The following is a 25,756-nucleotide window of genomic DNA, read 5'->3' on the forward strand; positions in this document are numbered from 1 at the left end:
TTTGACCGAGGATCTGTGAATTCGAGGTAATGGGAGGGATAGGATGGAGAATTCAAAGGTGCGCCGTTGGGGAGCTGAAGCCATTGCCGCCGTGCAGTGGCTGATCTTTTTGGTGGCCAACACGGTGGCGCTGCCGGTGGTGATCGCCGAGATTTTTCAATTCACACCTTCGGAAACCGCCGCCCTGATGCAGCGGACGTTTTTGGTGGTGGCGATCGGATCGCTGCTGCAGGGATGGCTGGGACACCGGCTGCCGCTCATGGACGGACCTGCGGGCATTTGGATGGGGGTGTTCGCCATCCTGGGGAGTCAGGCTCTCGCGCAGGGCAGCGATGCCCGGGAGGTATTGCAGTCGTTGGAGGGGGCGATGCTGGTCACCGGGGGATGTTTTTTGATCCTCTCCATGACGGGAGTGTTGGGAAGAATGCTTTCCCTTTTCACTCCCCTGGTGACGGGGACTTATCTGCTTCTGCTCGTCTCTCAGCTGAGCGGGATCTTTTTTCAGGGAATGTTGACCGGTGCAAACGGCGATTTTGATCCGCTTTCCGCTTTGATCGCCCTGGGGGTGTTTTTTCTCGTCCTTCTCCTGTCCGCCGTCGGGAGAGGATGGTGGAAAAGTTATGCGATGCTGATCGGGATGCTCGCCGGATGGATTCTTTTTTTCGCTCTCGGGCGGGCCTCCGGGACGGAGATCTCGACCGGTTCGCCGGTTCCGTCCGTGTTTGAATGGGGGCTTCCGCGCGTCGGAATGGAGTCGGCGGTTACCGGAATCCTCGTCGCTTTCGTCCTGCTGTCCAACATGGTGGCCAGTCTGGCAGCCGTCGGCGAGGCGGTCCGCGGCCGCAGCCATGTGAATATCCGGGAGTTGAACCGGGGAAGTTGGGTGAGCGGGATCAACCACGGCTTGTCCGCCCTGTTCTCCACGGGCGGGATGGTTCCCCTTTCCGTGTCGGCGGGTTTTATCCGGCTGACCGGAGTAAGGGGAAGGAGCCCCTTCTTGTTCGCCTGTCTGCTCATGATCGGGGTTTCCCTGGTTCCGACCTTGACGGAGGCGCTTGCCTCCATTCCGGGTCCCGTCGTCTACGCCGCCCTCTTGGCCTCCTTCGTCCAAATGGCGGGCACCGCGTTGCGGACGGTGATGGAACACCCCCTGGACGAGCGGCGAACGACGATTTTTGGAATCAGCCTGGTGTTGGGGGTCGGGACGATGTTTCTCCCCACTCCGTTTTTTGATGCGTTCCCTCCGGCGGTAAGATATGTGCTCGAAAACGGACTCCTCGTCGGAACGTTGGCCGTATTTTTCCTCGAGCAGCTCTGGCGGGAAAGGAAGCGTTTGTCATCGGATCCGGGTGGAAATAATGGGGATCAGCATCGGGAAAAACGCTTGAAGGAAGGGATCCCCTCTGAACAAGCCGGAGAAGGAAAAGCTGAAGGAGATTACCGTTGACCGTTCCCTCCGAAAAAATATCGAGATTTTGAACCGGGTGCTCGGCGTGGGGAAAAGCTTCGATGTGATCTGTCGCGAACTCACCTATGGAGGGAAAGATTTCGCCCTGTATTTTGTGAACGGTTTTGCCAAGGACGACATCCTGAACCGGGTGATGGATCACTTATCCAAGCTGGAACGGAAGGATCTCGTCCCCGGGACGATCAACCGGCTGATCCGCACCCATGTGCCCTATCTCGAAGTGGAATCCACAAAGAAGATCGACGAAGTGGTGACGGCGGTCCTGTCCGGTCCGCTGGCCCTGTTGGTCGACGGGGAAGAAGAGGCCATCCTGATCGATGCCCGAACGTATCCCGCCCGCAATCCGGAAGAACCGGATGTGGAGCGGGTGGTTCGGGGATCCCGGGACGGTTTTGTGGAGACGCTCGTCTTCAATACCGCCCTGACCCGCCGCAGGCTCCGGGATCCTTCCCTTCGCATGGAGTACTTGCAAGTAGGTACCCGCTCAAAAACCGACATCTGCATCGCTTATCTTGAGGATGTGGCGGACCCCGAGTTGGTGGAGACGGTCCGGAACTCCCTGAGCCGGATTCAGGTGGACGGATTGACGATGGCGGAGAAGAGCCTGGAGGAGTTTCTGTTCCGGCGCTTCTGGAATCCCTATCCGATGGTCCGTTTCACGGAACGGCCCGACGTGGCGGCGGTCCATCTGTTGGAGGGACATGTGCTGATCTATGTGGACAGCTCCCCCAGCGTGATGATCACTCCCACCACCTTTTTTCACCACCTGCAGCATGCGGAGGAATATCGGCAGAAACCGGGGGTGGGGGCTTTTCTCCGATGGGTTCGGTTTCTCGGGATAGGGGCCTCCCTCTTTTTGATCCCCCTGTGGTATCTGTTTGTCCTGGAACCGGAGCTCCTCCCCGCGGATCTGCGCTTTCTCGGACCGGAGAAGATCGGGGATGTTCCCCTCTTTCTGCAGATCCTGACGGCGGAGCTGGGGGTGGAGATCCTGCGGATGGCGTCGATCCACACGCCGTCCCCCCTGGCCACGGCACTGGGTTTGATCGCCGCCGTTCTGCTCGGTGAAATGGCGGTAAAGGTGGGGCTGTTCAACGTGGAGGTGATTTTGTACGTGGCCCTTGCTTCCATCGGCACCTTTGCCACCCCCAGCTATGAGCTGGGCCTGGCCAACAAGATTTCCCGGCTGGTTTTTCTCGTCGGGGTCGCCCTGGGAAAATTGCCGGGGCTGATCCTCACCGTAGGAATCTGGTTCCTCCTGCTTGCGACGACCCGATGCCTCAACACCCCCTACATGTGGCCGCTGGTCCCCTTTAACGGAAAAGCGTTGTGGGATGTGATGGTCCGTTCGCCCATGCCGATCAAATCGAAACGTCCGCGGGTGCTGTCTCCGTCGGATCCGGATCGCCGGGAAGGATAGGAGGATGGGAAGGTTCTTAAGATGCGCGAAAGGGCGGGGAGCGCCTCCCCCCATCCGGGGATTTCCAAGAAAGTGATTCAAATCGGATGAAAAGTTCGTTAAAATGGTGTGGAAACCATCCAAATAAAGCCACGACTAAGTATCCCCGTTATTGAATGACTATTCATTCAGTCAGGAGGGTTTCCAATGACAGAAAAGAAGATCTGGCATCAGCATTATCCGGAGGAAGTCCCCGCAACCCTGGAGTACCCCAAAGCGTATCTGACGGATTTTCTTTTGGAGTCCGCTCGGGAGTTTCCCAAGCGGGACGCCGTTCACTTCATGGGAAAGCGAATCACGTATCAGGAGCTCCTGGAGGATGTATACCGTTTCGCTCACGCCCTGGCGGATCTGGGGGTGCGCAAGGGGGACCGGGTTTCGATCATGCTCCCCAACACGCCCCAGGCGGTCATCGCCTATTATGGAGCCCTGTTTGCCGGGGCGGTCGTCGTCCAAACCAACCCCATGTACATGGAGCGGGAATTGAAACACCAGCTGTCGGATTCCGGCGCGGAAACGATCATCTGCGTGGATCTGGTTTTCGACAAGGTGAAGAAGGTGATGGAGGAGACCCCGCTGAAGCGCGTCATCGTCACCAGCATCAAGGATTATCTCCCCTTTCCGAAGAACCTCCTGTATCCGCTCAAAATGATCAAGGAAGGTCAGCATGTGGACATTTCTTACGGAGGAAACATCCACCGCTTCTCCGATCTCATCCGGAAAGCACCCGCGAATCCGGTGACGATGCCCGTCGAATCCCCCGATGAACTGGCCCTCCTCCAGTATACTGGCGGAACCACGGGGCTTGCGAAGGGAGCGATGCTGACCCATCGCAATCTGGTGGCCAATACCGTCCAGTGCGCCGCGTGGATGTACCGGGGGAGGCGCGGAAAAGAAAAAACCTTGGGAATTCTGCCCTTTTTCCATGTTTACGGGATGACCGTGGTGATGAATTATTCCGTGTACATGGCGGCGACGATGATCCTCCTGCCGAAATTTGATGCCGGACAAGTCCTCAAGACGATTGCCGAGGAGAAGCCGACCCTCTTTCCCGGCGCCCCTACGATGTATGTGGCCCTGATCAATCATCCCGATATCGAAAAGTACGATCTTTCCTCGGTTGAAGCTTGCCTCAGCGGATCCGCGCCCCTTCCCGTCGAAGTGCAGGAGCGGTTTGAAAAATTGACAGGAGGACGCCTGGTCGAAGGGTATGGATTGACGGAGGCTTCCCCCGTCACCCACGCAAATCCCGTTTGGGGCCGCCGAAAAACCGGCAGGATCGGTCTGCCGTGGCCGGACACCGATTGCCGGATTGTCAATCCGGAGACCGGCGAAGAGGTGAAGCAGGGAGAGGTCGGTGAGCTCCAGGTTCGCGGTCCCCAGGTGATGAAGGGGTACTGGAACCGGCCGGAGGAGACGGAGAAGGTGCTCAAGGACGGATGGCTGAGCACCGGAGACATGGCTTTCATGGATGAGGAAGGATATTTCGCCATCATGGACCGCAAAAAGGACGTGATCATCGCCGGCGGATTCAACATCTATCCGCGGGAGGTGGAAGAGGTGCTGTTTGAACACCCGGCGGTTCAGGAAGCGGCCGTCGTCGGTGTTCCGGATCCCTATCGGGGGGAAACCGTGAAGGCGTTTATCGTTCTCAGGGAGGGCGAGAAAATAACGGAGGAGGAACTGGATGCCTACTGCCGGGAGCGGCTGGCGGCTTACAAGGTTCCCCGCCGCTACGAGTTCCGCTCCGAATTGCCCAAGACGACGGTGGGCAAGGTCCTCCGACGGGTATTGGTTGAAGAAGAAAAGCAGGGGTGATGCGGCAGCCGCTCGGAGGATCGCCGGGTCGCACGGCGGTTTCCCACGGGTCGGTGCCGATTTCCACGTTTTTCCCTGCGTTTTGTTCAATTCCTTTGTTCCCGGCCGGATCCGTCGTGGTATAATGTTTTTCGGTTGCGCTTTCATCCGCGATTTTGACGAAAAAAGTTGACATGGGTAAGTTTGCGTAATAAACTAGAAATTGAATGAATGGTCATTCATTAAGGAATGAGGGAATGGCATGGCCAAACGGACCGGGGAGAAATATGAGGCGATCATTGACGCTGCCATCCGCGTCATCGCCGAAAACGGTTACCACAACGCCCAGGTGTCCAAAATCGCCCGGGAGGCGAAGGTGGCCGACGGGACGATCTACCTCTATTTCGAAAACAAGGATGATATGCTGATCTCCCTTTTCAATGAAAAAATGGGAGCCTTCATCGAGACCGTCCGGGAAGCTACCGCCCGTGTCGACTCCGCGCCGGATCAGCTCCGGGAACTGATGCGTCTCCATTTTGCGCACCTGGAAAAAAATCCGAAGATGGCGATCGTCACGCAGATCGAATTGCGCCAATCCAATCGGAAGGTGCGCAGGGGGATCGCGGAAACCCTGAAAAAGTACATGGATGTCATCGATGACATCATCCGCTCCGGGATCGATCAAGGGATCTTTCGCCCGGATGTCGATGTACGGGTTGCCCGCCGGATGATCTTCGGCACCTTGGATGAAACCGTTACATCCTGGATCATGAACGATTGCAAGTACAGCCTGATGGATCAGGTGGAACCCATCCATCGCCTGTTCCTATACGGAATGGGCAAGGATGCTCCGCAGCAGAGGGAGGCTCATTCTGAGAAGGAGGGTAACGCATGAACATTTTGGTCTGTCTGAAGCAAACCTTCGACACCGAGGAGCGCATCGTTCTCGAGGATGGCCAAATCAGCGAAGACGGGGTGGAATTTGTCATCAACCCCTACGATGAGTATGCCGTGGAGGAAGCCATCAAGCTGAAGGAAGAGCACGGAGGGGAAGTCACGGTCATCACCGTGGGGCCGGAGCGGGCGGAACAAGCGCTGCGCACGGCCATGGCCATGGGGGCCGACAAGGGAATCATCGTGGATTCCGAGGATCTGGAAGATGCCGATGAATACACCATCGCCAAGATTTTGGCCGAGGTGATCAAGGAACAGGAGTACGATCTCATCCTGTGCGGATACATGGCGGTGGATGACGGCTCGGCGCAGGTGGGACCCCGCCTGGCGGAATTGCTTGGGATTCCCCACATTTCCACCATCACCAAATTGACCATCGACGGCGAAAACGTGGAAGTGGAGAAGGACGTCGAGGGGGACGTGGAAGTCATTCAATCCAAATTGCCCATCCTCTTGACGGCGCAGCAGGGGCTGAATGAGCCGCGCTATCCTTCCCTCCCGGGGATCATGAAGGCGAAGAAAAAGCCCTTGGAGCGCTTGGATCTGGACGATCTCGACCTGGATGAGGATGACATCGAATCCAAGACGGAAACGCTGGAAGTCTTCCTGCCGCCGAAGAAGGAAGCGGGGAAAATCCTGGAGGGCGAGCTGTCTGATCAGGTGAAGGAACTGGTCCAGTTGCTCCGGAACGAGGCAAAGGTGATCTGATCCCGATAAGAGCCGTTTCAACGCTTGTGGCACGGTTCGGAACCGGTTTGAAAAGACCATGTAGACTGCAAGGGGGAAACGTCCATGAGCAGAAACGTTTTGGTACTGGCCGAAGTGCGGGACGGGGGGTTGAGGAACGTCTCCCTGGAATGCCTGGCAGCCGCGCGGCGGGTCACTGACGGGGGAACCATCACGGCCGCCGTATTCGGCAGCAAAGCGAAGGAATTTGCGGAAACGTTGGCTCATCACGGCGCGGACAACGTAGTCGTCGCCACTGATGAGAAACTGGATCAATATACAACGGATGCCTATTTCCAGGCCTTCAAACAAGTGATCGACAAGGTGCAGCCCGACGTCATCCTCACCGGGCATACGGCCATCGGTCGGGATGTGAGCCCGCGGATTGCCGCCCGGATGGGATGGGGGCTCATTTCCGACTGTACCGACGTGCAATCGGCGGATGACCGGATTATTTTCACCCGACCCATTTACGCGGGGAAAGCCTTTGTGAAAAAGGCGGTGAAGGAAGGGACCGTCTTTGCGACGATCCGTCCCAACAACATTCCGGCGGAGGAGGCGGACACCTCCCGTTCCGCCCAGGTGGAGGAGCTGGATATCGCGATTTCCGCCGATTCCCTGCGCACGATTGTGAAGGAAGTGGTCCGCAAGACGGCCGGCGGTGTGGATCTGTCGGAGGCGCGGATCATCGTTTCCGGTGGGCGCGGAGTGAAAAGCGCGGACGGATTTAAAGTCCTTCAGGAGCTGGCCGACGTCCTTGGAGCCGCCGTGGGGGCTTCCCGGGGAGCCTGTGACGCCGGATATTGCGATTATTCCCTGCAGATCGGCCAAACCGGGAAGGTCGTCACGCCGGACCTCTACATCGCCTGCGGGATCTCCGGCGCCATTCAGCACTTGGCCGGGATGTCCAACTCCAAGGTGATCGTTGCCATCAACAAGGATCCGGAGGCGAACATCTTCAACGTGGCCGATTACGGCATCGTGGGGGACCTGTTTGAAGTGGTGCCGATGTTGACGGAGGAATTCAAGAAAGTGCTGGCCGAATCCAACTGATTTGGGTACGCGGGGCGGCGGGCAAGCGGTCTGCCGCCCTTTTTTTTCGGGCGAATTTGGCGTCCTATCTCCCTTTCCACGGCGGATCCCGTCTTGCGCATTTCCGGTAAAAAGCGGCGAAAGGCGTCGCCTTTGGTGTGTTCTCTCGTTTTTTCGCCATCCGAAATACCTTGGATCCTTTGCCGCAGCGTGGTATACTATGTTCGTCGGATCGGAACTTGGTGAATTGAGGAGGTTACCAACAATGGCCATCGTCGAAGTGACGGACCAGAACTTTTCCGACGAAGTGAAATCGGGGACCGTGCTGGTTGATTTCTGGGCACCGTGGTGCGGTCCGTGCAAAATGATCGCTCCCGTTTTGGAGGAGCTGGACAGCGAGATTGGGGATCAATTGAAGATCGCCAAGTTGAATGTCGATAACAACCCGGAAACGGCGGGCCGTTTCGGGGTGATGAGCATTCCGACCCTGATGGTGTTTAAGGACGGCGAAATGGTCTCCAAGATGGTCGGCTTCCAGCCCAAGGAACAGTTGCGGGAGTGGCTCGACTCCTATCTGTGATCTGTGCGCGGGGGTTTGATGCAAAAAGGCTGTTGACCGGAGAAAGGTCAACAGCCTTTTTATCATTTCCAGATCGTTTTCGTGCCCCCGATTTCTCCGCCGTTGTCGCTCTCCTCCGGAAAAAGGCGCGGGCGGAGCCGATTTCGGTAACGGAGGAAAACCACCAGGAGCGACAACACCTGCATGAGAGGGTTCAGCACGTACTGAAGCAGATTGAAGAACAATTCAAGGCCTAAGCTTGTCTCCGTGGGATCGGTTCCCGAGGGATCAAAGGTCGAAATTCCGATGATCGCTCCCAAAATGAAAAAGAGCACGCCGTAGGCGAAATAGATGAGAAAGACGATCAGACCGGAAAGGAATACCTGGCCGAAGGACCGCGCGAAAAGTCGGGCGGAGAGGGCGATGGATTCCCATATTCCGGTATTTTCCGTCACCAGGATGACCGGAGCGTGCAAAAAGACGAGAGCCAGCACGATGAACAACGCCACCGAGAGGAGGGCAAGAAGCAAGCCCATCAAAACCGATGGGGCTCCGCCTTCGGCGATTCCGTATGCGAAGAGGAAGACCCCGGCGGCCAACAAAATGATCGCGGGAAGGTAGAAGAGACCGGTCAGAAGGAGCTGTCCCGCCATCTTCAGCATATAGCGAAACCCTTGGGTAAAATAGGTTTCGATTGAGGAGCGCCCTTCAAAGACCGCATTGCGCATCATCGTGTTCATCCCGGCATTGGTAAATCCCGAGTAAAGGAGCATGATCCCGATGAAAAGCACGATGGTGATCAGCAGCGGAATGACTATCCCCGGAGAAAACAGCTTTTCCAGGATGGCGGCCGGATCCGGGGGTAATGAGTCCAGGGACGCTCCCAATTCGTTCAGCACATCTTTCGCGCTCACGAACAGGATGATCGCCCCGAGAAAAATGATGATAACCGCCGCAATCCCGGTGATCACCCCTGCGGCCAGGGAACCGACGAAAAAGCTGACCCACAGTATCAGTCCATGCCGACGCAACAGTTCAAAATAGTTATCCATGCCTTATACCCTCCATGGCTATTGATTGATCACGATTCGCCCGGAGCGTATCCGGGAGTTGCTCCACCGGAAAACCCTTCCCGGTTCAAGTTGTCGGGAAAGAGATCACTGCGAAGTCGGGTTTTGTAGCGGTGGACGATGGACAGCAGGGATGCGGTAAAGGCGAAGAAAATGGTGCACAGGAGGATCAATACGCCGAACACGGCAAAAATCGCCGCAATGATGTCATTTCCTCCCGTCAGAGCAGTCAACAGAGCGAAGAGGATGACAAGGATCAACCCGACCGAAAAGTAGGTGCCCAGAAGGATTCCCAGGGCGATGAGACCAGACAGCAGGGTTTGGCCCGGTTTTTTGAGGGTCAGGCGAAACGCGAGGCGGATTGAATCCCAAACCGCCGTCCGTTCCACGATCAGTATGAGGGGGGCGTGCAGCGATATCCACAGATACCCGATGAGCAGGACGAAGAGCAGGACGAAGAACAGCAAGCCAAACATCCCCAAAGCGGTATCCGAAGCTTCCCCGCCTCCGGCGAGCAAGCCGCCGAACAGTGTCATGACCAGGATCGGTCCCATGAACAAAATGGCCAAAAGGACTTGCTGCGCAAAGATTCTCCATAAATGCTTAAATCCCGTCGTAAAAAAGAAGCTGATGGATGTTTCACCGCGGAATACCGCGGAGGATGCGGCCCCATAGGCGCCGGCGATCCAAAAACTGTTCGGCAACTGGACGGCGGGGACGAAGAGAAGGAGCAGCACCACTCCGAGGACGATCCCTCCGGGTTCGGAGGCGAAGCTTTCAGCGACCTGATTCGAATCGGCTTCGAGAACGGATGGAACCGACGAAAACATTGTGATCAAGAGAACGGCAAGGATAGCGTACAAAAGCAGCGCCGCATATAAGAGTGCCGTGTGCAGCAGATTTCCGAGAAGCATGGCGAGGGACAGTTTGACACCGTGACGCTTCAGTGTATCGTAGTAGGACTCCGTCAAACGAATTGCCTCCTTTCAAAAAAAATACCGCATCTCTTGTTGGATGAATACGAAGTCCGCCGCATGAGATAGAAAAAAGACGGTCGTTTTCACGCCGTCATGACCACATAGTATCGAATTTCGGAAAAAAAGTAAATCCGTCTGATCATTTCATCTGAAAATCACTTTCTGTTTGAGCTGAAACGAATGCGTGGCCTAGACAATTCCACCACGCAGAATGATTGCCTCATGCATCAGGAACATGCGCCCCTGCAATCTCCCCTTCCCGATTCGGGGATACGGGAAAGAGAAAACTGCGGAGACGGGTCTTGTACCGGTGGACGATGACCAGCAGAGCGGCGGAGAAGGCATAGAAAATAGCGAAGAGGAAGAACAAGACTCCCAAAATGGACAAAATCACCGCGACAGCCCCGTTTCCTCCCGTCAGGGCAACGGAAATCGCGGGGAGGACAACCATGACAAAGACGGCCAGCAAGAGGGTGCCCAGGATGATGGCCAGGGCGATGAGACCGGACAGCAGGGTTTGGCCCGGTTTTTTGATGATCAGACCAAACGCGAGGCGGATCGAATCCCATACCCCCGTTCTTTCCACGATCAGGAGAAGAGGGGCATACATGAACACCCACAAATATCCAACCATGATGAGGAACATCAATAAGGCGGCAATGGGGGAGGGCTCCTCCGTTTCGGCGAGCAGTCCAAAGGGAAGGGTCACAAGAAGGAGCGGAACCATGAAGAAGAGTCCAAGAAGGACTTGCTGACCGAACATTTTCCACAGGTTCCTAAGCCCCTCCGAAAAAAAGGATCCGATGGACGACTCGTCGCGGAAAACGCCGGCAGATGCAGCCCCGTAGGCTCCGGCGATGAAAAAGCTTTCCGCCAGCGTGATGGCGAGAAACAAGAGAAGGAGAAGGACGACCGCAAAGGCGATACCCCCGGGTTCTGAAAAGAGGCTTTCTGCGATCTGATCCGCGTCGGATCCGGCTGCCGTACCGATGAGAATGACAGGGATCATCAGCAAAAAAGCGATCAGGTAAGTGACTGTCATGTAAAACAGGTAACCGAGCAGTAAGGCGAAGGACAGCTTGACTCCATGGCGCTTCAGTGTGCCGAAATAAGACTCCGTCAAATCCGTTTCCTCCTTAATGCCGTTTCGCTTTTGTCGGGTACATCAATTCCCCTGAGAAAGAAAAAGACGGTCGCCTTGACGCCGTCATGCGTACATGATATGGGATTTCGGAGAAATAGTAAATCCTCCTTTTTGTCGATTTTTGATCCGGGGCGGTCACGGGCTGCGGGGGTCCTTATGATACAATAATTAGATGATTGGAAGGGAGGAACGGGTCCCGTGAAGGATCGGGTTAAGGAGAAAGTGGCCCTGCTTCCGGATCAGCCGGGTTGTTATTTGATGAAAAACGAAAAAGGGGAAGTTTTATACGTCGGGAAGGCCAAAAGCCTCCGCAACCGGGTGCGCTCGTACTTTACCGGCAGCCATGATGGAAAAACCCAGCTCCTGGTGTCGCAGATCGCCGACGTGGAGGTGATCGTCACCGGAACGCCGACGGAAGCGTTGATTCTGGAGTGCAACCTGATCAAGAAGCACCGTCCCCGCTATAATGTCCTGCTGAAGGACGACAAGTCCTACCCTTATATCCGGTTGACCCGGGAGAAGCATCCGCGTCTGGAGGTGACCCGAAAGAAGAAAAAGGACGGGTCGCGTTATTTCGGCCCCTATCCCAATGCCGGTGCGGCTCAGCAGACGAAGAAACTCCTCGACAAGTTGTATCCCTTGCGGAAGTGCAAAACCATGCCCAAACGGGCCTGCCTCTATTACCATCTGGGACAATGCCTGGCTCCCTGCGAGTTTGACGTGGATCCGAGCCAGGAAGAGGAGATCGCCCGGGAAATTGCCCGCTTTTTGAGCGGAGGGTACCGGGATGTGGAGCGGGACTTGCGAAGAAAAATGGAGAAGGCCGCGGAGAGGCTGGATTTTGAACGGGCCAAGGAGCTGCGCGACCTGATTCAGCATATCAACGCGGTGATGACCAAGCAAAACATCATTTTCAACGATGACGTCGACCGGGATGTATTCGGCTACGCGGTGGACAAGGGATGGATGTGCGTCCAGGTCTTTTTCGTCCGCCAGGGGAAGTTGATCGAGCGGGAAGTTTCGGTCTTTCCCCATTACCATGATCCGGAGGAGGATTTTCACTCCTTCGTCACACAGTTTTATCACGAAACGCCCGCCCTGCCGAAGGAGATCTATCTGCCGCTCGGAACCGACACCGAGTGGCTGGGTCAGTGGTTGAAGGGCGTCCGCGTGCACGTGCCTCAGCGGGGACTGAAGAAAAAGCTGGTCGACATGGCGACGGAAAACGCCCGGATCGCTCTGGAGGAACGGTTCCGTTTGATGGAACGGGACGAGGAGCGGACGGTCCAGGCAGCCCGGCGACTGGGTGAAGCCTTGGGAATCGGAGCGGCCCGGCGAATCGAGGCCTTCGACAATTCCAACATTCAGGGGACCGATCCCGTGTCGGCGATGGTGGTTTTTCTGGACGGGCGGCCGGCGAAAAATGAGTACCGGAAATACAAAATCCGCACCGTCACCAAACCGGACGATGTGGAGACGATGCGGGAGGTGATTCGCCGCCGCTATACCCGGGTGTTGCGGGAGGATCTTCCGTTGCCGGATCTGATTCTGGTGGACGGGGGGAAGGCGCAGATGGGGGCGGCGTTGGATGTGTTGGAGAACGAGTTGGGATTGTTTATCCCCGTCGGCGGACTCGTCAAGGATGAACGGCATCAGACCGCCCGTCTGCTGGCGGGAGATCCTCCCCGGGAGGTGTGCCTCGATCGCGGGAGCCAGGAGTTTTACCTGATCCAGCGCATTCAGGAGGAGGTTCACCGCTTCGCCGTCACCTTCCACCGACAGGTGCGAGGGAAGACGATGATCCGTTCCCGATTGGACGACATCCCCGGTGTGGGAGAAAAGCGGAAGCGTCAGCTGTTCCGTCACTTCGGCTCCATTGAGGCGATGAAAAACGCCACCGTCGAGGAGTACCGCAAGGCGGGAATCGGGGACAAACTGGCCCGAAAAATCATCGAGGCCCTGCGTTCCGACGAACCGGTGGCTTCCTCATCGCCTTCGGGGGGAGAGGAGGGTTGATGGAGAGAGGATTGCTGATCCTGGCCGGCGGGCAATCCAGGCGAATGGGGAGGGACAAGGCGCTGATGCCCGTCCGGGGGCGACCCGTCATCGAGCGGGTGCTTCATCGGCTGCGGGACTGGGGCGATCCGCTGGTGGTAACCAACCGGCCGGACGCATATCGCCATCTGGGGGTTCCTTTGGTGAGCGACCGCTTTCCGGGAAAAGGACCCCTGGCGGGAATCCATGCGGGGCTCGCCCGCTCCCGCCACCGGGTCAATCTGGTGGTTGCCTGCGACATGCCCTTCGTTTCCCGGTCTGTGGCCGACCTGCTCTTCGCGCGCCTCGAAGGCCACGACGTGATCGTCCCCCGGTTTGAAGGGCGCCTGCATTCCTTGTTCGCCCTGTACACCAGGGATTGCCTTGAGCCTCTGGAAGCCTCCCTGACGGCGGGGAAGCTGGACGTCGTTCGGTTTCTCACACGGATTCAGACCCGGTTTTTGGACGGGGAAGCCATCGCGGCGGTGGCGGATCCCCGACTCGCCCTGTTTAACATGAACGAACCGGCGGATTACCGCCGGGCGTGCGGGATGAAAGACGACGAGTAGAGCGCCCGGCGTAGAGTGTGCCGTTCTTCGCCCTCCGCACTGCGGCAAAAAGCCCCCAGACCTTTTGGGTGCTGAGGGCTGATCTTCGTCATTTGGTTTGCTGTTCCTGGGAGGGCTTTTCCGATTTGTCGCGGCTTTCACCGGAACCGTTGAAGGACTCCTTGAATTCGCGCAATGTTCGACCCACGGCCCGCCCCAATTCCGGCAGTTTGCTGGGGCCGAACAGAAGCAATGCCACCACCAGGATGAGAATCAGGCCGGGTACTCCGATGTTGCTGATCATCCAGTTCACACTCCGATGGGGTCTGCGACCCGTTAGGATTTGCATTCCCATTATACTATGTATTTGGACCGACCGCAAAGACAGACCCGGCGGAAAAACGGGTCGGACTGCAGTTTTCCCATTTTTGACACATGATTTTTTCGCTGTTTCAAAAGAAGGGCATTGTCAGGGATTCCGAGCTGTGATAAGATTACAAGAAATATTTGAACCAATACAACACCATACTCCTCACTGCGTGTGAAATAGGGGCGCGGAACTCCATCAGTACCCGGCGCGAGGCAGCGGCCGCCGTTGACCGGCGGGGAAAGGGGAGTCCGCCGAAGGCCTTCTTTCCGGCCGCGGAGGGATGGCCTGGGGCCGTCGCCGAACAGGGACGGCACTGTCACGAAAGCTTCGGCGGCTTTCGTGGAGCACTATCTCACAGGGGGTAAGTGAGGCTGGATTGAGCCGTATCGGCGACAGCTTCGTTTCCTGCTGTGGCCTTTTTTCATTTTTCGGGGAGTTATGAGGAAGCGGGGGGAGCTGACCAACATGGGTGTAGTGGTCCAGAAATTCGGGGGTACGTCGGTGGGAAGCGTGGAACGGATCCGGCGGGTGGCGGAGAGGGTGGCGGCCGTTCACGCCCAGGGAAAGCCATGCGTCGTCACCGTCTCTGCCATGGGGAAGACGACGGACCAGCTGATCGAATTGGCCCGCCAGGTGAGTCCCCGTCCTCCGGCCAGGGAGATGGATATGCTCCTCACCACCGGGGAACAGGTATCCATCGCCCTGCTGGCGATGGCTCTGTCGGAACTGGGGGTTCCGGCCCGGTCCCTGACCGGATGGCAGGCGGGGATCACCACGGATGGGATCCACGGAAAAGCGCGAATCCAAGAAATTGACACCCGGGTGATCCGGGAGTGTCTCGACCGCGGTGAGGTCGTAATCGTGGCGGGCTTCCAGGGGAAGACGGCAACGGGAGAGATCACCACGTTGGGCCGGGGCGGTTCCGACACCACCGCCGTGGCGCTGGCGGCGGCACTGGCGGCGGAGGTCTGCGAGATCTATACCGATGTGACCGGCGTCTTTACGGCGGATCCGCGGGTGGTGCCCCGGGCGGGAAAAATGGACGAGATCTCTTTTGAGGAGATGCTGGAGCTGGCCCATCTGGGCGCGGCGGTTCTCCACCCCCGGTCGGTGGAGTGCGCCATGAAGCACCGGGTGCCGCTGGTGGTCCGGTCCAGCTTTGTGGATGAGCCGGGAACCTGGGTGAAGGAGGCAAAGGACATGGAAACGGAGCGCAATGTGAGGGGCATCGCCCACGATATGCACGTTGCCCGGATGAAGGTGCTGGGGTTGGAAAACCGGATCGAAACCTTGTCCCGCCTGTTCGGCATCCTGGCTGATGCCCACATCAATGTGGACATGATCGTCCAGAGTGAACACGATGCGGAACGGGTGGACGTGGCCTTCAGCGTTCACGAGGATGAGGGGGAAGTGGCCAAGGGAGTGATCGAGGCACACCGGGAGGAGCTGGGCTATCTCAAGGTGCTGTATGAGACCGGACTGGCCAAGGTGTCTGCGGTGGGGGCCGGAATGGTGTCCCGCCCCGGTGTGGCGGCGAAGATGTTCGCGGCGCTCACCGATGCGGGAATCCGCATCAAAATGGTCTCCACCTCGGAAATCAAAATCTCCTGCGTCATTCCCCGTGACCGAGCCGTCGAAGCCGTTCGCGAGCTGCATGCCGCCTTCGGACTCGATGTGACGGCCGACGAGATGGCGGGTGCCGTCACGAAAGGGGTTGGATGAGTTCCTCATCCGCCTGTTTTATAATAGGAAAATATGGAAAATATATCCTTCTTCCGAAGATTTTTTTTGAATGTCGCCCCCTACCAAGGAGGAATTTTTCAATCTGTAGAGAATAAACAAGAATTAGGTGCAACTATGATCCATTCGAAAATGGGTGTAATTTCCGCTTGTACAAAAGGCCTATTATATTAAAGAATGGATCATAGGACATATTATGTACCGATACAGAAATGCAACTACATGGTCAAGGGGGTTGACTGATGAAGAAGGGCAAATGGACAGGCAGGATTTCAGCAATCCTGATTGCCTTCTCCCTGGTCTTCACCGCGGCCTGCGGCGGCGGCGGATCCGACCAGGGGAAAGGCAGTGAGGAGCTCGCCGAAGAACAGGTGCTCAATGTGGGCCGCATCAAGAGCGAGCCGCCCAGCCTGGATCCGGCAACCGCTACGGACCAAATGTCCAGTACGATACTTAACCAGTTGATGGAAGGCCTCACCCGGATAGATGCCGAGGGAAATCCGCATCCCGCCGTGGCTGAGAAGTGGGAGGTCAGCGAAGACGGGAAGGAAATCACCTTCCACCTGCGTAAGGATGCCAAGTGGTCCAACGGCGATCCGGTGACCGCCCACGATTTCGAGTACGCCTGGAAGCGGGTGCTCGATCCGAAGATGAAGCCGCCGGCTGACTACGCGTACCAGCTCTACTACCTGAAAAACGGGGAGAAGTACAACCAAGGGAAAGCGAAGGCCGAGGATGTCGGCGTCAAGGCGGTGGACGACCACACCCTGAAGGTGGAACTGGAGCAGCCGGCGCCCTATTTCGTGGCCCTCACCAGCTTCTACACCCTGTTCCCGGTCAACAAGAAAGTGGCTGAGGAAAACGACAAATGGGCCACCGAGGCCGACACCTACGTGGGCAACGGTCCCTTCAAGCTGAAGACCTGGGAGCACGATGCCAAGATCGAACTGGTGAAGAACGAGCATTACTGGGGCGCCAAGGATGTGAAGCTGACCCAGCTCAACTTCCCGTTCATCGGGGAAGCGCAGACGGGGTATCAGCAATTCAAGTCCCGCAAGCTGGATGAAGGGGATTCCATCATCATCCCGCCGGATTTGACGAAAAAAGGGCTGGAGAGCGGCGAGATCAAGTCGCAAAAACAACCGGCGGTCTACTTCTACATGTTCAACGTGGAGAAGAAGCCCTTTAACAACAAGAAGATCCGCAGAGCCTTCGCCTTGGCCATCGACCGTAAGTCGATCGTCGAAAACGTGACTCAGGGCGGACAGGTGCCGGCCACCGGCTTCGTTCCGTGGGGGATCCCGGACTTCGTCGCCGAGAAGGACTGGGTAGAGACCCGCGATGACTATCTGCCGGAAAAGGCCCAGCCGGAAGAAGCCAAGAAGCTGCTCGAGGAAGGCATGAAGGAAGAAGGGTTTGACAAACTTCCCGCGGTGACCATCGATTACAACACCGATGAAGGTCACAAGAAGATCGCCGAAGCGATTCAGCAAATGTGGAAGAAGAACCTCGGGGTGGACGTGAAACTGCGCAACTCCGAATGGCAGGTGTATCTGGACAAGACCAAGGCCGGCGACTTCCAGGTGGGACGCCTTGGTTGGTTGCCCGACTACATCGACCCGATGACCTTCATGGACATGTGGGTGACGGGTGGAGGCAACAACGATACCCGCTTCAGCCATAAGGAGTACGACGCCTTGATCAAGAAAGCCAAATCCACGGCCGATCAAAAGGTCCGCATGGAAGCGATGCACAAGGCGGAAGACATCCTGATGGACGAAATGCCGATCGCACCGATCTATTTCTATACGGATCTCTACATGGAGCAGGATTACGTGAAGGGTGTTGTGCGGAATCCGGACAAGAGTGTCTACTTCCGAGATGCCTATATTCTTGAGCATTAATGGAAGTTCCGGGCATGGGTGAAAGTCACCCCTTCATGGGGTGACTTTCCCTTGTCCGCTTTTTCTGCAGAGGAGGTGTTGCCGGTGCTTCGATATATTGGAAAACGTTTTCTTTACATGCTGCTCTCCCTCTGGGTGATCGCCACCCTGACTTTCGTCATGATGCATCTGGCTCCCGGCGGTCCCTTTGCCTCGGAGAAGAAGTTGCCGCCCCAGATCATCGCCAACCTGGAAGCGCATTATAATCTGGACAAGCCGCTTCCTGTGCAATATGCCCTCTATATGAAAAATTTGATCATGTTCGATCTGGGCCCCTCGATCAAATCGGAGGCCCGGGACGTGAACGGCATTCTGGCCGACGGATTCCCCGTCTCCGCCCAGCTTGGCCTTGAGGCGATGGCTGTCGCCGTGCTGGCGGGACTGATCATGGGAATTATCGCCTCTCTTCGCCACAACCGGCTGCCGGATTATACCGTCATGTTCCTGGCGGTGGTCGGGCTGGCCGTCCCCAGTTTCGTCCTTGCCCCACTCTTCCAGAAGTATTTTGGTCTCGAATGGGAACTGTTGCCGATTGCAGGCTGGGGTTCCTTTGAGGATTCCATTCTGCCGGCCATTGCACTGGCCTTTACCCCCCTGGCACTGATGACCCGATTGATGCGCTCCAGCATGCTGGAGGTGCTGGGACAGGATTACATCCGCACCGCCCGCGCGAAGGGGCTGTCCCCGTCAAGGGTGATCACCCGGCACGCGATCCGCAATGCCATTTTGCCGGCGATCACCATCGTCGGTCCCCTGGCGGTGGATATCATCACCGGCAGTTTCGTGATCGAGAAGATCTTCTCCATTCCGGGCATCGGAAAATATTTTGTGGACAGCATTTTTAACCGGGATTATTCGGTGATCATGGGCGTGACCGTCTTCTACTCCGCGCTGCTTCTCCTGGTCAATTTGCTGGTGGACATCGCCTACACGTGGGTGGATCCGCGAATCAAGATCGGCGGAAGGGGGGCGAACTGATATGTCTTTGCCTGCAGAAGCTTTTGAGCCGGCGCCGCGCCGCGAGGCGGAGGCGGAGGCCATTGCGCGGCCCAGCCTTACCTACTGGCAGGATGCCTGGTTGCGTCTGAAGAAGAACTGGATGGCGATGGCGGGTCTTATCATCCTCGTACTTCTCGCCGTGATGGCCATTTTCGGACCCTATATGGTGGAATACACCTATTACGAACAAAACCTGGAAACGGGAAAAAACCTGGAACCCTCCGGTGAGCACTGGTTCGGGACCGATGATCTGGGGCGGGATATGTTCGTCCGCACCTGGTACGGCGCCCGCGTGTCGCTGCTGATCGGATTGGCGGCGGGATTGATCGACTTGATCGTCGGTGTGCTCTACGGCGGCATTTCCGGCTACAAGGGCGGGCGGACCGACGAGATCATGATGCGGATCGTCGACGTCCTGTGGGGCCTTCCGTACCTGTTGATCGTGATTCTCCTGCTGGTCGTGATGGAGCCCGGCGTCCTGACGATCATCATCGCCTTGTCGGTTACCGGCTGGTTGCGCATGGCCCGTCTGGTGCGGGGGCAGGTCCTGCAGCTGAAGGAGCAGGAGTACGTGCTCGCCGCCCGAACCCTGGGGGCGAGCGGCCGGTGGATCTTGTCCAAGCATCTGCTCCCCAACTCTCTGGGACCGATCATTGTTCTTTTGACCTACACCGTCCCCAACGCCATTTTCGCCGAGGCGTTCCTGAGTTTCCTCGGGCTGGGGGTGCAGGCGCCCTTCGCCAGCTGGGGGACGATGATCGACGATGCGACGGCGGTGATTTTGTCGGGTGAGTGGTGGCGTCTCTTCTTCCCCGCCTTTTTCCTCAGCCTGACGCTGTTGGCCTTCAATATGCTCGGCGATGGCCTGAGGGATGCCCTGGATCCGAGAATGCGCAAGTAAAGGAGGGAGAACATGGCTCTTTTGGAAGTGGATAATCTGCATGTGTCGTTTCAGACTTACGGAGGAGAAGTACACGCGGTCCGCGGAGTCAGCTTCTCCCTCGAAAAGGGGGAGACCCTGGCCATCGTCGGCGAGTCGGGGAGCGGAAAAAGCGTCACCGCCCAGTCGATCATGCGGCTGATTCCGACGCCGCCGGGCATCATTAAGGAGGGGGAGATCCGCTTTGACGGAAAGAATCTCCTGTCCCTGTCCGAAAAGGAGATGTTCGGCATCCGGGGCTCGGAGATCGGCATGATCTTCCAGGATCCGATGACCTCCCTCAACCCGACGATGACCGTGGGCAAGCAGATCATGGAAGGATTGATCTGGCACCAGGGGATCGAGAAGCAGGCGGCCCGGGAGCGGGCGATCGAAATGCTTCGCCTGGTGGGAATTCCCACTCCTGAAAAGCGGGTGGATCAGTATCCCCACGAGTTCAGCGGCGGGATGCGGCAGCGGGCGATGATCGCCATGGCCATGGCGTGCAATCCGAAAATCCTCATCGCCGACGAACCCACCACCGCCCTGGACGTGACCATCCAGGCGCAGATCATGGAACTGATGAAGGAGCTGCAGGAAAAAACGGGAACGGCGATCATCCTGATCACCCACGATCTGGGAGTGGTGGCCGAAACCGCTCACAAGGTGGCCGTCATGTACGGCGGGAAAGTGGTGGAGTACGGAACGGTGGAGGAGATTTTCTACCGTCCCCGCCATCCCTACACCTGGGGACTGCTCAACTCCATGCCCCGGCTGGATATGAAACGGGACGGGGAATTGCAGTCGATCCCGGGTTCCCCGCCGGACCTGTTCAAGCCGCCGCAGGGATGCCCCTTCGCCGACCGTTGCCCTCATACGATGAACATCTGCCACAGCACGATGCCGGAGAAGACCGATGTCTCTCCCAGCCACGGGGTATATTGCTGGCTGGAGCATCCCCAGGCGCCACGCGTGGATCGAAATCTTCGGGTGAACATCTCGGCGAAGTGAGTTTCCCCGCGAATGCTCTTCTGCGCAAGATGCTCTGCCACGGGACGGAAAAGGGGAGGGCCTTTGGCCGCCCCTTTCGGACCCGATGGCACGGCCTTGACACACCCCTTTAAATTGTCGTATGATAACAGAAAATTCAATAGGCGTCTTCTTATCCAGAGTGGCGGAGGGACTGGCCCTATGAAGCCCGGCAACCACCCCGCTCCCGTCCAGGGAACGGCCGGATTGAGCTTGATCCGGACGAGGGGAAAGGTGCCAATTCCTGCAGGACCCTCGGGTCCTGAGAGATGAGAAGAGGCGGAACGGAATTCTACCCATTAGCGGTCCCGCGCCCTCTTCTGATCGAAGAGGGCGCTTGCTTTTCCGGAAGGGGGAGGATGGATGTGGCGACAACCGTCAACTGCCCGCAAAAGCTGACGGTTTCGATCGGTCCGATGGATTTGGAGTGCGGCCGGCGCCTTAAGCAGGTGGAAATCGCCGTGGAGACCGCCGGGACCTTAAACGAATCCCGGGACAACGTGATCCTTGTTTGTCATGCGCTTACAGGCGATGCCCACACGGTGGGGGATGAGGATCACCCCGGATGGTGGTACGGGCTGATCGGACCGGGCGGGTATATCGATACCAACCGCTATTTTGTGATCACGACCAATGTTCTGGGCGGATGCGCCGGAAGCACCGGTCCTTCGTCGATCGATCCGGAGACGGGGCGTCCCTACGGGTCTTCTTTTCCCGTGGTGACGATTCGGGATATGGTCCGCGCCCAGCGGCGCTGCCTGGAGAAAATGGGCATCTCCAAAATTGCGGCGGTGATCGGCGGTTCGATGGGCGGGATGCAGGTGCTGGAATGGGGCATCATGTACCCTGAAACGGTGGAGCGGATGATCCCGATCGCCACTTCCGCCGCCTTCTCTCCGATGGGGATCGCCTTCAACGACATCGGTCGCCAGGCGATCTTGGCGGATCCCGAATGGAAGGGCGGAAATTATTATCCCGGGCCCGGGCCCCGAAAGGGTTTGGCCATTGCCCGGATGATGGGGATGGTCACCTACCGGACCGAAACCCTTTTTGAGGAGCGGTTCAGCCGTCGGATCCAGGACGACGGCCCCATTACCCGGATGGATTCGATGTTTCAGGTGGAAAGCTACCTGCGATATCACGGGGAGAAGCTGGTCCGCCGCTTCGACGCGAACAGCTATTTGTATCTCCTCAAGGCGATGGATCTGCACGACATCGGGCGGGGACGAGGAGGGGTGGAGCGGGCGCTGTCCCGGATCCAGTCCGATGTGTTGGTGATCGGCATCCGGGAAGACATTCTGTTTCCGATCCGGGAGCAGCGAAAGATTCACTTCCTGCTTCAACGGCTGGGGAAGCGGTCTTTGCTGGAAGAAATTCATTCCCATTACGGTCATGACGCCTTTTTGGTCGAATTTGACCAGGTGGGCCCGCCGATTCGGCGTTTCCTGGGAGAAGGGGGCTGAGGGGTCTCCTTGACGCTCCCACGCAGTGGGAGTACAATAGGAATGTATTTATTCACTCTGTGAAACCCCTTTCCAAAAAGCGGTTTTCATTTTGACGATGATTTTTATGAATGTGCTGCCGTCTGTGCAGCTTTTTTGGAAAGTAGGGTAACATAGGAGAAGCACTCAGGTTTATGGGGGGCCTGGCAATGAATCACTCCAGTTTCTTCAACCGTCGGCTGCACTCGCTGTTGGGTGTCATACCGGTGGGATTTTTTTTGCTCGAGCATCTATTGACGAACTATTATGCCACCCGGGGAGCTGACGCTTTCCGCGAGCAGGTGGAATGGCTGTGGGACATTCCCTTCCTGCTCTTTTTGGAGATCTTCTTCATTTTCCTTCCCCTTTTGTATCACGGGGTGTACGGGCTGTATGTCGCCTTCCAGGCGAAGAACAATGTGACCAACTACGGTTACTTCCGGAACCTGATGTTCATGCTGCAACGGGTGACCGGAGTGATCACCTTCATCTTCGTCGGTTGGCACGTCTGGGAGACCCGGATTTACGTCGCTTTGAACGACTTGGCCGCGAACGAAGTGGGCATGCGGATGAACGAGATTTTGTCCAACAATTTCACCTTCGCTCTGTATGTGATCGGAGTCGTCGCCGCGGTTTTCCACTTCAGCAACGGCATGTGGTCCTTCCTGGTCAGCTGGGGGATCACCGTGGGACCCCGCGCCCAAGCCGTTTCCACCTGGGTGTGGGCCGTCGTGTTCGTCGTCGTGTCGTACATCGGCATTCGGGCCCTGTTTGCCTTTGTTGACCCAGAATTCATGGCCCAGTCGGCACAGTTTTAAAAGGGGGCACTGCCAATGAACGAGAAGGTCATCGTCGTCGGCGGAGGCTTGGCCGGTCTGATGTCCACCATCAAACTGGCGGAAGCGGGCGCCGACGTTCAACTGTTCTCCATCGTTCCCGTAAAGCGTTCCCATTCCGTCTGTGCGCAGGGCGGAATCAACGGTGCGGTCAACACCAAGGGGGAGGGAGACTCGCCCTGGGAACACTTTGACGACACCGTTTACGGAGGGGACTTCCTGGCCAACCAACCGCCCGTCAAGGCGATGTGTGAAGCGGCGCCGGGCATCATCTATCTGATGGACCGGATGGGAGTTCCCTTCAACCGGACGCCGGAAGGGCTTATTGACTTCCGCCGGTTCGGCGGCACCAAGCACCATCGGACCGCCTATGCCGGCGCGACGACGGGTCAGCAGCTGCTGTACGCGCTGGATGAACAGGTGCGGCGCTATGAAGTGGCCGGACGCGTCACCAAGTTTGAGCATTGGGAGTTTTTGTCCGCCGTTTTGGACGATGAAGGCCGCTGCCGGGGGATCGTCGCCCAGGATCTGCGGGGCGGGGAAATCCGCGCCTTCCCGGCGGATGCGGTGATTCTGGCCACCGGCGGACCGGGGATCATCTTCGGCAAATCGACCAACTCGATGATCAACACCGGAACCGCGGCCAGTGCCGTTTATCAGCAGGGAGCGATTTACGCCAACGGGGAGTTTATTCAGGTTCACCCGACGGCCATTCCTGGGGATGACAAGCTCCGGCTGATGTCGGAGTCGGCCCGCGGGGAAGGGGGCCGGGTCTGGACCTACAAGGACGGCAAACCCTGGTATTTCCTGGAGGAATGGTATCCCGCCTACGGGAACCTGGTTCCGAGGGATATCGCCACCCGGGCCATCTTCAAGGTGTGCGTCGACATGAAGCTGGGGATCAACGGGGAGAACATGGTCTATTTGGACCTCTCCCACAAGGATCCCAAGGAGTTGGACATCAAGCTGGGCGGGATCATCGAGATCTACGAGAAGTTCATGGGCGAAGATCCGCGGAAGGTTCCGATGAAGATCTTCCCGGCGGTCCATTACTCGATGGGCGGTCTTTGGGTGGACTACAACCACATGACCAACATTCCCGGCCTGTTCGCCGCGGGAGAATGCGATTATCAGTACCACGGAGCCAACCGCCTCGGGGCCAACTCCCTCCTCTCCTGCATCTTCGGGGGGATGGTGGCCGGTCCCAATGCGATCAAGTACGTCCGCGGGCTGGAAAAGTCGGCGGAGGATCTGCCGTCCACCCTGTTTGAGCAATACCGCAAAAAGGAAGAGGAAAAATACGAACAAATCCTCAAGATGGACGGTAATGAAAACGCCTATCAGCTGCACAAGGAACTGGGCGAATGGATGACCGACAATGTGACGGTGGTCCGTTACAACGACCGGCTGTTGAAGACGGACGAGAAGATTCAGGAATTGATGGAGCGGTACAAGCGGATCAGCATGATCGACACCAGCCGGTGGAGCAACCAGGCCGCCTCGTTTACCCGTCAGCTGTGGAACATGTTGCAGCTGGCCCGGGTGATCACCCTGGGGGCTTATCATCGAAATGAAAGCCGCGGTGCCCATTACAAACCGGAATATCCGGAGCGGAACGACGAAGAATGGCTGAAGACCACCAAGGCGACATACACCCCCGACGGTCCGGAGTTTGACTATGAGCCTGTGGACGTTTCCCTGATCAAACCGCGCCCGCGCCGGTACGACGTGGCGAAAGAGGAGGCGGCGAAACAATGAGCGAACAGACGGTGCATCTCATCATCACCCGCCAGGCTGGGCCGAATGAACAGCCGTACACGGAGGAGTTCAAGCTGCCGTACCGGAAGAACATGAACATCATTTCGGCGCTGATGGAGATTCAACGGAATCCGGTCAACGCCAAAGGGGAAAAAACCACTCCGGTGGTCTGGGAATCCAACTGCCTGGAAGAGGTGTGCGGCGCCTGCTCGATGGTGATCAACGGGAAACCGCGTCAGGCGTGCACCGCCTTGATCGATCACCTGGAACAGCCCATCCGGCTGGAACCGATGCGGACCTTCCCCGTTGTCCGGGATCTGATCGTGGACCGCAGCCGGATGTTTGATGCGCTGAAGCGGGTCAAAGCCTGGATTCCCATCGACGGCACCTATGATCTGGGGCCGGGGCCGCGCATGCCGGAGACGGAGCGCCAGATGCGCTACGAGTTGTCCAAGTGCATGACCTGCGGTGTCTGCCTGGAAGCGTGCCCCAATGTGAATTCCCGTTCCAATTTCATGGGGCCCTTCGTGATCAGCCAAGTCCGGCTGTTCAACTCTCACCCGACCGGGGCCATGAACAAGGACGAGCGGCTGGAAGCCCTCCTGGGCGAGGGTGGATTGCAGGAATGCGGGAACTCGCAGAACTGCGTGCAGTCCTGTCCGAAGGGAATTCCGCTGACCACATCGATCGCCGCGATGAACCGGGAGGCCACCAGATTTCTCTTCCGCAAATGGCTTTCCAACTGATCTGTTTCACTCCCCCCCGAATGGGGGGTTTTTTATTCCAACGCAGCCAAAGGGAGGCGGTTTTTTTCCCGCCATTCTCACGATGCTTACGGACTTCAGGTCTGTTAATGGGAGGTGATTTTTCGTCTCGGCTCCATGCAACAGGAGATCGGCGAAAAATCGCTCCC

Annotated in this window: 22 protein-coding genes and 2 riboswitches; of the genes, 18 read left to right on the forward strand and 4 right to left on the reverse strand. The window is 57.5% G+C overall.

Translation table 11 applies throughout. The features are described 5' to 3' along the window. Positions 1–43: 43 nt before the first annotated feature. The 7 genes from CLV97_RS01990 to trxA all read left to right on the forward strand — a co-directional run bounded on the left by CLV97_RS01990 (position 44) and on the right by trxA (position 8,016). Positions 44–1,447: a purine/pyrimidine permease gene (locus tag CLV97_RS01990; RefSeq protein WP_106343849.1), complete on the forward strand. Its 1,404-nt coding sequence runs from the start codon at positions 44–46 to the stop codon at positions 1,445–1,447. Then, positions 1,404–2,888 (forward strand): spore germination protein, encoded by a 1,485-nt coding sequence (locus CLV97_RS01995; protein WP_106343850.1) that lies wholly within the window; start codon positions 1,404–1,406, stop codon positions 2,886–2,888. Before CLV97_RS01990 ends, CLV97_RS01995 begins: the two co-directional genes overlap by 44 nt. Before the next feature lie 186 nt (positions 2,889–3,074). Beyond that, positions 3,075–4,745 carry a long-chain-fatty-acid--CoA ligase gene (locus CLV97_RS02000; RefSeq protein ID WP_106343851.1) on the forward strand — a complete coding sequence of 557 codons (1,671 nt, stop codon included), beginning with the start codon at positions 3,075–3,077 and terminating at the stop codon, positions 4,743–4,745. A 241-nt stretch (positions 4,746–4,986) separates the two neighbouring features. Further along, positions 4,987–5,619, forward strand: a complete 633-nt coding sequence (locus CLV97_RS02005; RefSeq protein ID WP_106343852.1) for a fatty acid metabolism transcriptional regulator FadR — start codon at positions 4,987–4,989, stop codon at positions 5,617–5,619. Continuing rightward, entirely contained in the window at positions 5,616–6,386 is a 771-nt protein-coding gene (locus CLV97_RS02010; protein WP_106343853.1) for an electron transfer flavoprotein subunit beta/FixA family protein, read from the forward strand. Before CLV97_RS02005 ends, CLV97_RS02010 begins: the two co-directional genes overlap by 4 nt. 84 nt (positions 6,387–6,470) lie before the next feature. Next, entirely contained in the window at positions 6,471–7,457 is a 987-nt protein-coding gene (locus CLV97_RS02015) for an electron transfer flavoprotein subunit alpha/FixB family protein (RefSeq protein WP_106343854.1), read from the forward strand. A 244-nt stretch (positions 7,458–7,701) separates the two neighbouring features. Beyond that, on the forward strand, positions 7,702–8,016 hold the full coding sequence (gene trxA, locus CLV97_RS02020) for a thioredoxin (protein WP_106343855.1): 315 nt from the start codon (positions 7,702–7,704) through the stop codon (positions 8,014–8,016). 62 nt (positions 8,017–8,078) lie between these two features. On the opposite strand, the gene CLV97_RS02025 is transcribed toward trxA, so the two are convergent. The 3 genes from CLV97_RS02025 to CLV97_RS02035 all read right to left on the reverse strand — a co-directional run bounded on the left by CLV97_RS02025 (position 8,079) and on the right by CLV97_RS02035 (position 11,165). Then, positions 8,079–9,047, reverse strand: coding sequence for a hypothetical protein (locus CLV97_RS02025; RefSeq protein ID WP_106343856.1), 969 nt, complete (start codon positions 9,045–9,047; stop codon positions 8,079–8,081). A 29-nt stretch (positions 9,048–9,076) separates the two neighbouring features. Beyond that, on the reverse strand, positions 9,077–10,036 hold the full coding sequence (locus tag CLV97_RS02030; RefSeq protein WP_106343857.1) for a hypothetical protein: 960 nt from the start codon (positions 10,034–10,036) through the stop codon (positions 9,077–9,079). Positions 10,037–10,262: 226 nt separating this feature from the next. Beyond that, positions 10,263–11,165 (reverse strand): hypothetical protein, encoded by a 903-nt coding sequence (locus tag CLV97_RS02035; protein ID WP_106343858.1) that lies wholly within the window; start codon positions 11,163–11,165, stop codon positions 10,263–10,265. Positions 11,166–11,384: 219 nt separating this feature from the next. On the opposite strand from CLV97_RS02035, the gene uvrC reads away from it, so the two are divergent. Together uvrC and mobA are read left to right on the forward strand one after the other, a co-directional pair. Beyond that, positions 11,385–13,202 (forward strand): excinuclease ABC subunit UvrC, encoded by a 1,818-nt coding sequence (gene uvrC, locus CLV97_RS02040; protein WP_106343859.1) that lies wholly within the window; start codon positions 11,385–11,387, stop codon positions 13,200–13,202. Then, a complete protein-coding gene (gene mobA, locus CLV97_RS02045) occupies positions 13,202–13,789 on the forward strand; it encodes a molybdenum cofactor guanylyltransferase (RefSeq protein ID WP_106343860.1) in 588 nt (195 codons plus the stop codon). The genes uvrC and mobA overlap by 1 nt, the downstream gene beginning before the upstream one ends. Before the next feature lie 88 nt (positions 13,790–13,877). Here the strand turns inward: mobA and tatA are convergent, their stop codons facing one another. After that, positions 13,878–14,072 (reverse strand): twin-arginine translocase TatA/TatE family subunit, encoded by a 195-nt coding sequence (gene tatA, locus CLV97_RS02050; RefSeq protein WP_106343861.1) that lies wholly within the window; start codon positions 14,070–14,072, stop codon positions 13,878–13,880. A gap of 235 nt (positions 14,073–14,307) precedes the next feature. Further along, a riboswitch (Lysine riboswitch) is annotated at positions 14,308–14,496 on the forward strand. A 107-nt stretch (positions 14,497–14,603) separates the two neighbouring features. Here tatA and CLV97_RS02055 point away from each other — a divergent pair. The 9 genes from CLV97_RS02055 to sdhB all read left to right on the forward strand — a co-directional run bounded on the left by CLV97_RS02055 (position 14,604) and on the right by sdhB (position 25,589). Beyond that, positions 14,604–15,860 carry an aspartate kinase gene (locus CLV97_RS02055; RefSeq protein WP_106343953.1) on the forward strand — a complete coding sequence of 419 codons (1,257 nt, stop codon included), beginning with the start codon at positions 14,604–14,606 and terminating at the stop codon, positions 15,858–15,860. 260 nt (positions 15,861–16,120) lie between these two features. Then, a complete protein-coding gene (locus CLV97_RS02060; RefSeq protein WP_106343862.1) occupies positions 16,121–17,782 on the forward strand; it encodes a peptide ABC transporter substrate-binding protein in 1,662 nt (553 codons plus the stop codon). Between the two features lie 84 nt (positions 17,783–17,866). After that, complete coding sequence (locus tag CLV97_RS02065; RefSeq protein WP_106343863.1) at positions 17,867–18,799, forward strand: ABC transporter permease; 933 nt, start codon at positions 17,867–17,869, stop codon at positions 18,797–18,799. 1 nt (position 18,800) lies between these two features. Further along, positions 18,801–19,721, forward strand: a complete 921-nt coding sequence (locus tag CLV97_RS02070) for an ABC transporter permease (RefSeq protein WP_106343864.1) — start codon at positions 18,801–18,803, stop codon at positions 19,719–19,721. 12 nt (positions 19,722–19,733) lie between these two features. Beyond that, positions 19,734–20,750: an ABC transporter ATP-binding protein gene (locus CLV97_RS02075; RefSeq protein WP_106343865.1), complete on the forward strand. Its 1,017-nt coding sequence runs from the start codon at positions 19,734–19,736 to the stop codon at positions 20,748–20,750. 148 nt (positions 20,751–20,898) lie between these two features. After that, positions 20,899–21,044: riboswitch (SAM riboswitch) on the forward strand. 89 nt (positions 21,045–21,133) lie between these two features. Continuing rightward, on the forward strand, positions 21,134–22,231 hold the full coding sequence (gene metX / locus CLV97_RS02080; protein WP_425440534.1) for a homoserine O-acetyltransferase MetX: 1,098 nt from the start codon (positions 21,134–21,136) through the stop codon (positions 22,229–22,231). A gap of 188 nt (positions 22,232–22,419) precedes the next feature. After that, entirely contained in the window at positions 22,420–23,067 is a 648-nt protein-coding gene (locus CLV97_RS02085; protein ID WP_106343867.1) for a succinate dehydrogenase cytochrome b558 subunit, read from the forward strand. A 15-nt stretch (positions 23,068–23,082) separates the two neighbouring features. Then, positions 23,083–24,843 carry a succinate dehydrogenase flavoprotein subunit gene (gene sdhA / locus CLV97_RS02090; RefSeq protein ID WP_106343868.1) on the forward strand — a complete coding sequence of 587 codons (1,761 nt, stop codon included), beginning with the start codon at positions 23,083–23,085 and terminating at the stop codon, positions 24,841–24,843. Continuing rightward, positions 24,840–25,589 carry a succinate dehydrogenase iron-sulfur subunit gene (sdhB, locus tag CLV97_RS02095; RefSeq protein ID WP_106343869.1) on the forward strand — a complete coding sequence of 250 codons (750 nt, stop codon included), beginning with the start codon at positions 24,840–24,842 and terminating at the stop codon, positions 25,587–25,589. The genes sdhA and sdhB overlap by 4 nt, the downstream gene beginning before the upstream one ends. Positions 25,590–25,756 lie beyond the last annotated feature (167 nt).

It is taken from the genome of Planifilum fimeticola, from assembly GCF_003001905.1.
GTDB lineage: Bacteria > Bacillota > Bacilli > Thermoactinomycetales > DSM-44946 > Planifilum > Planifilum fimeticola.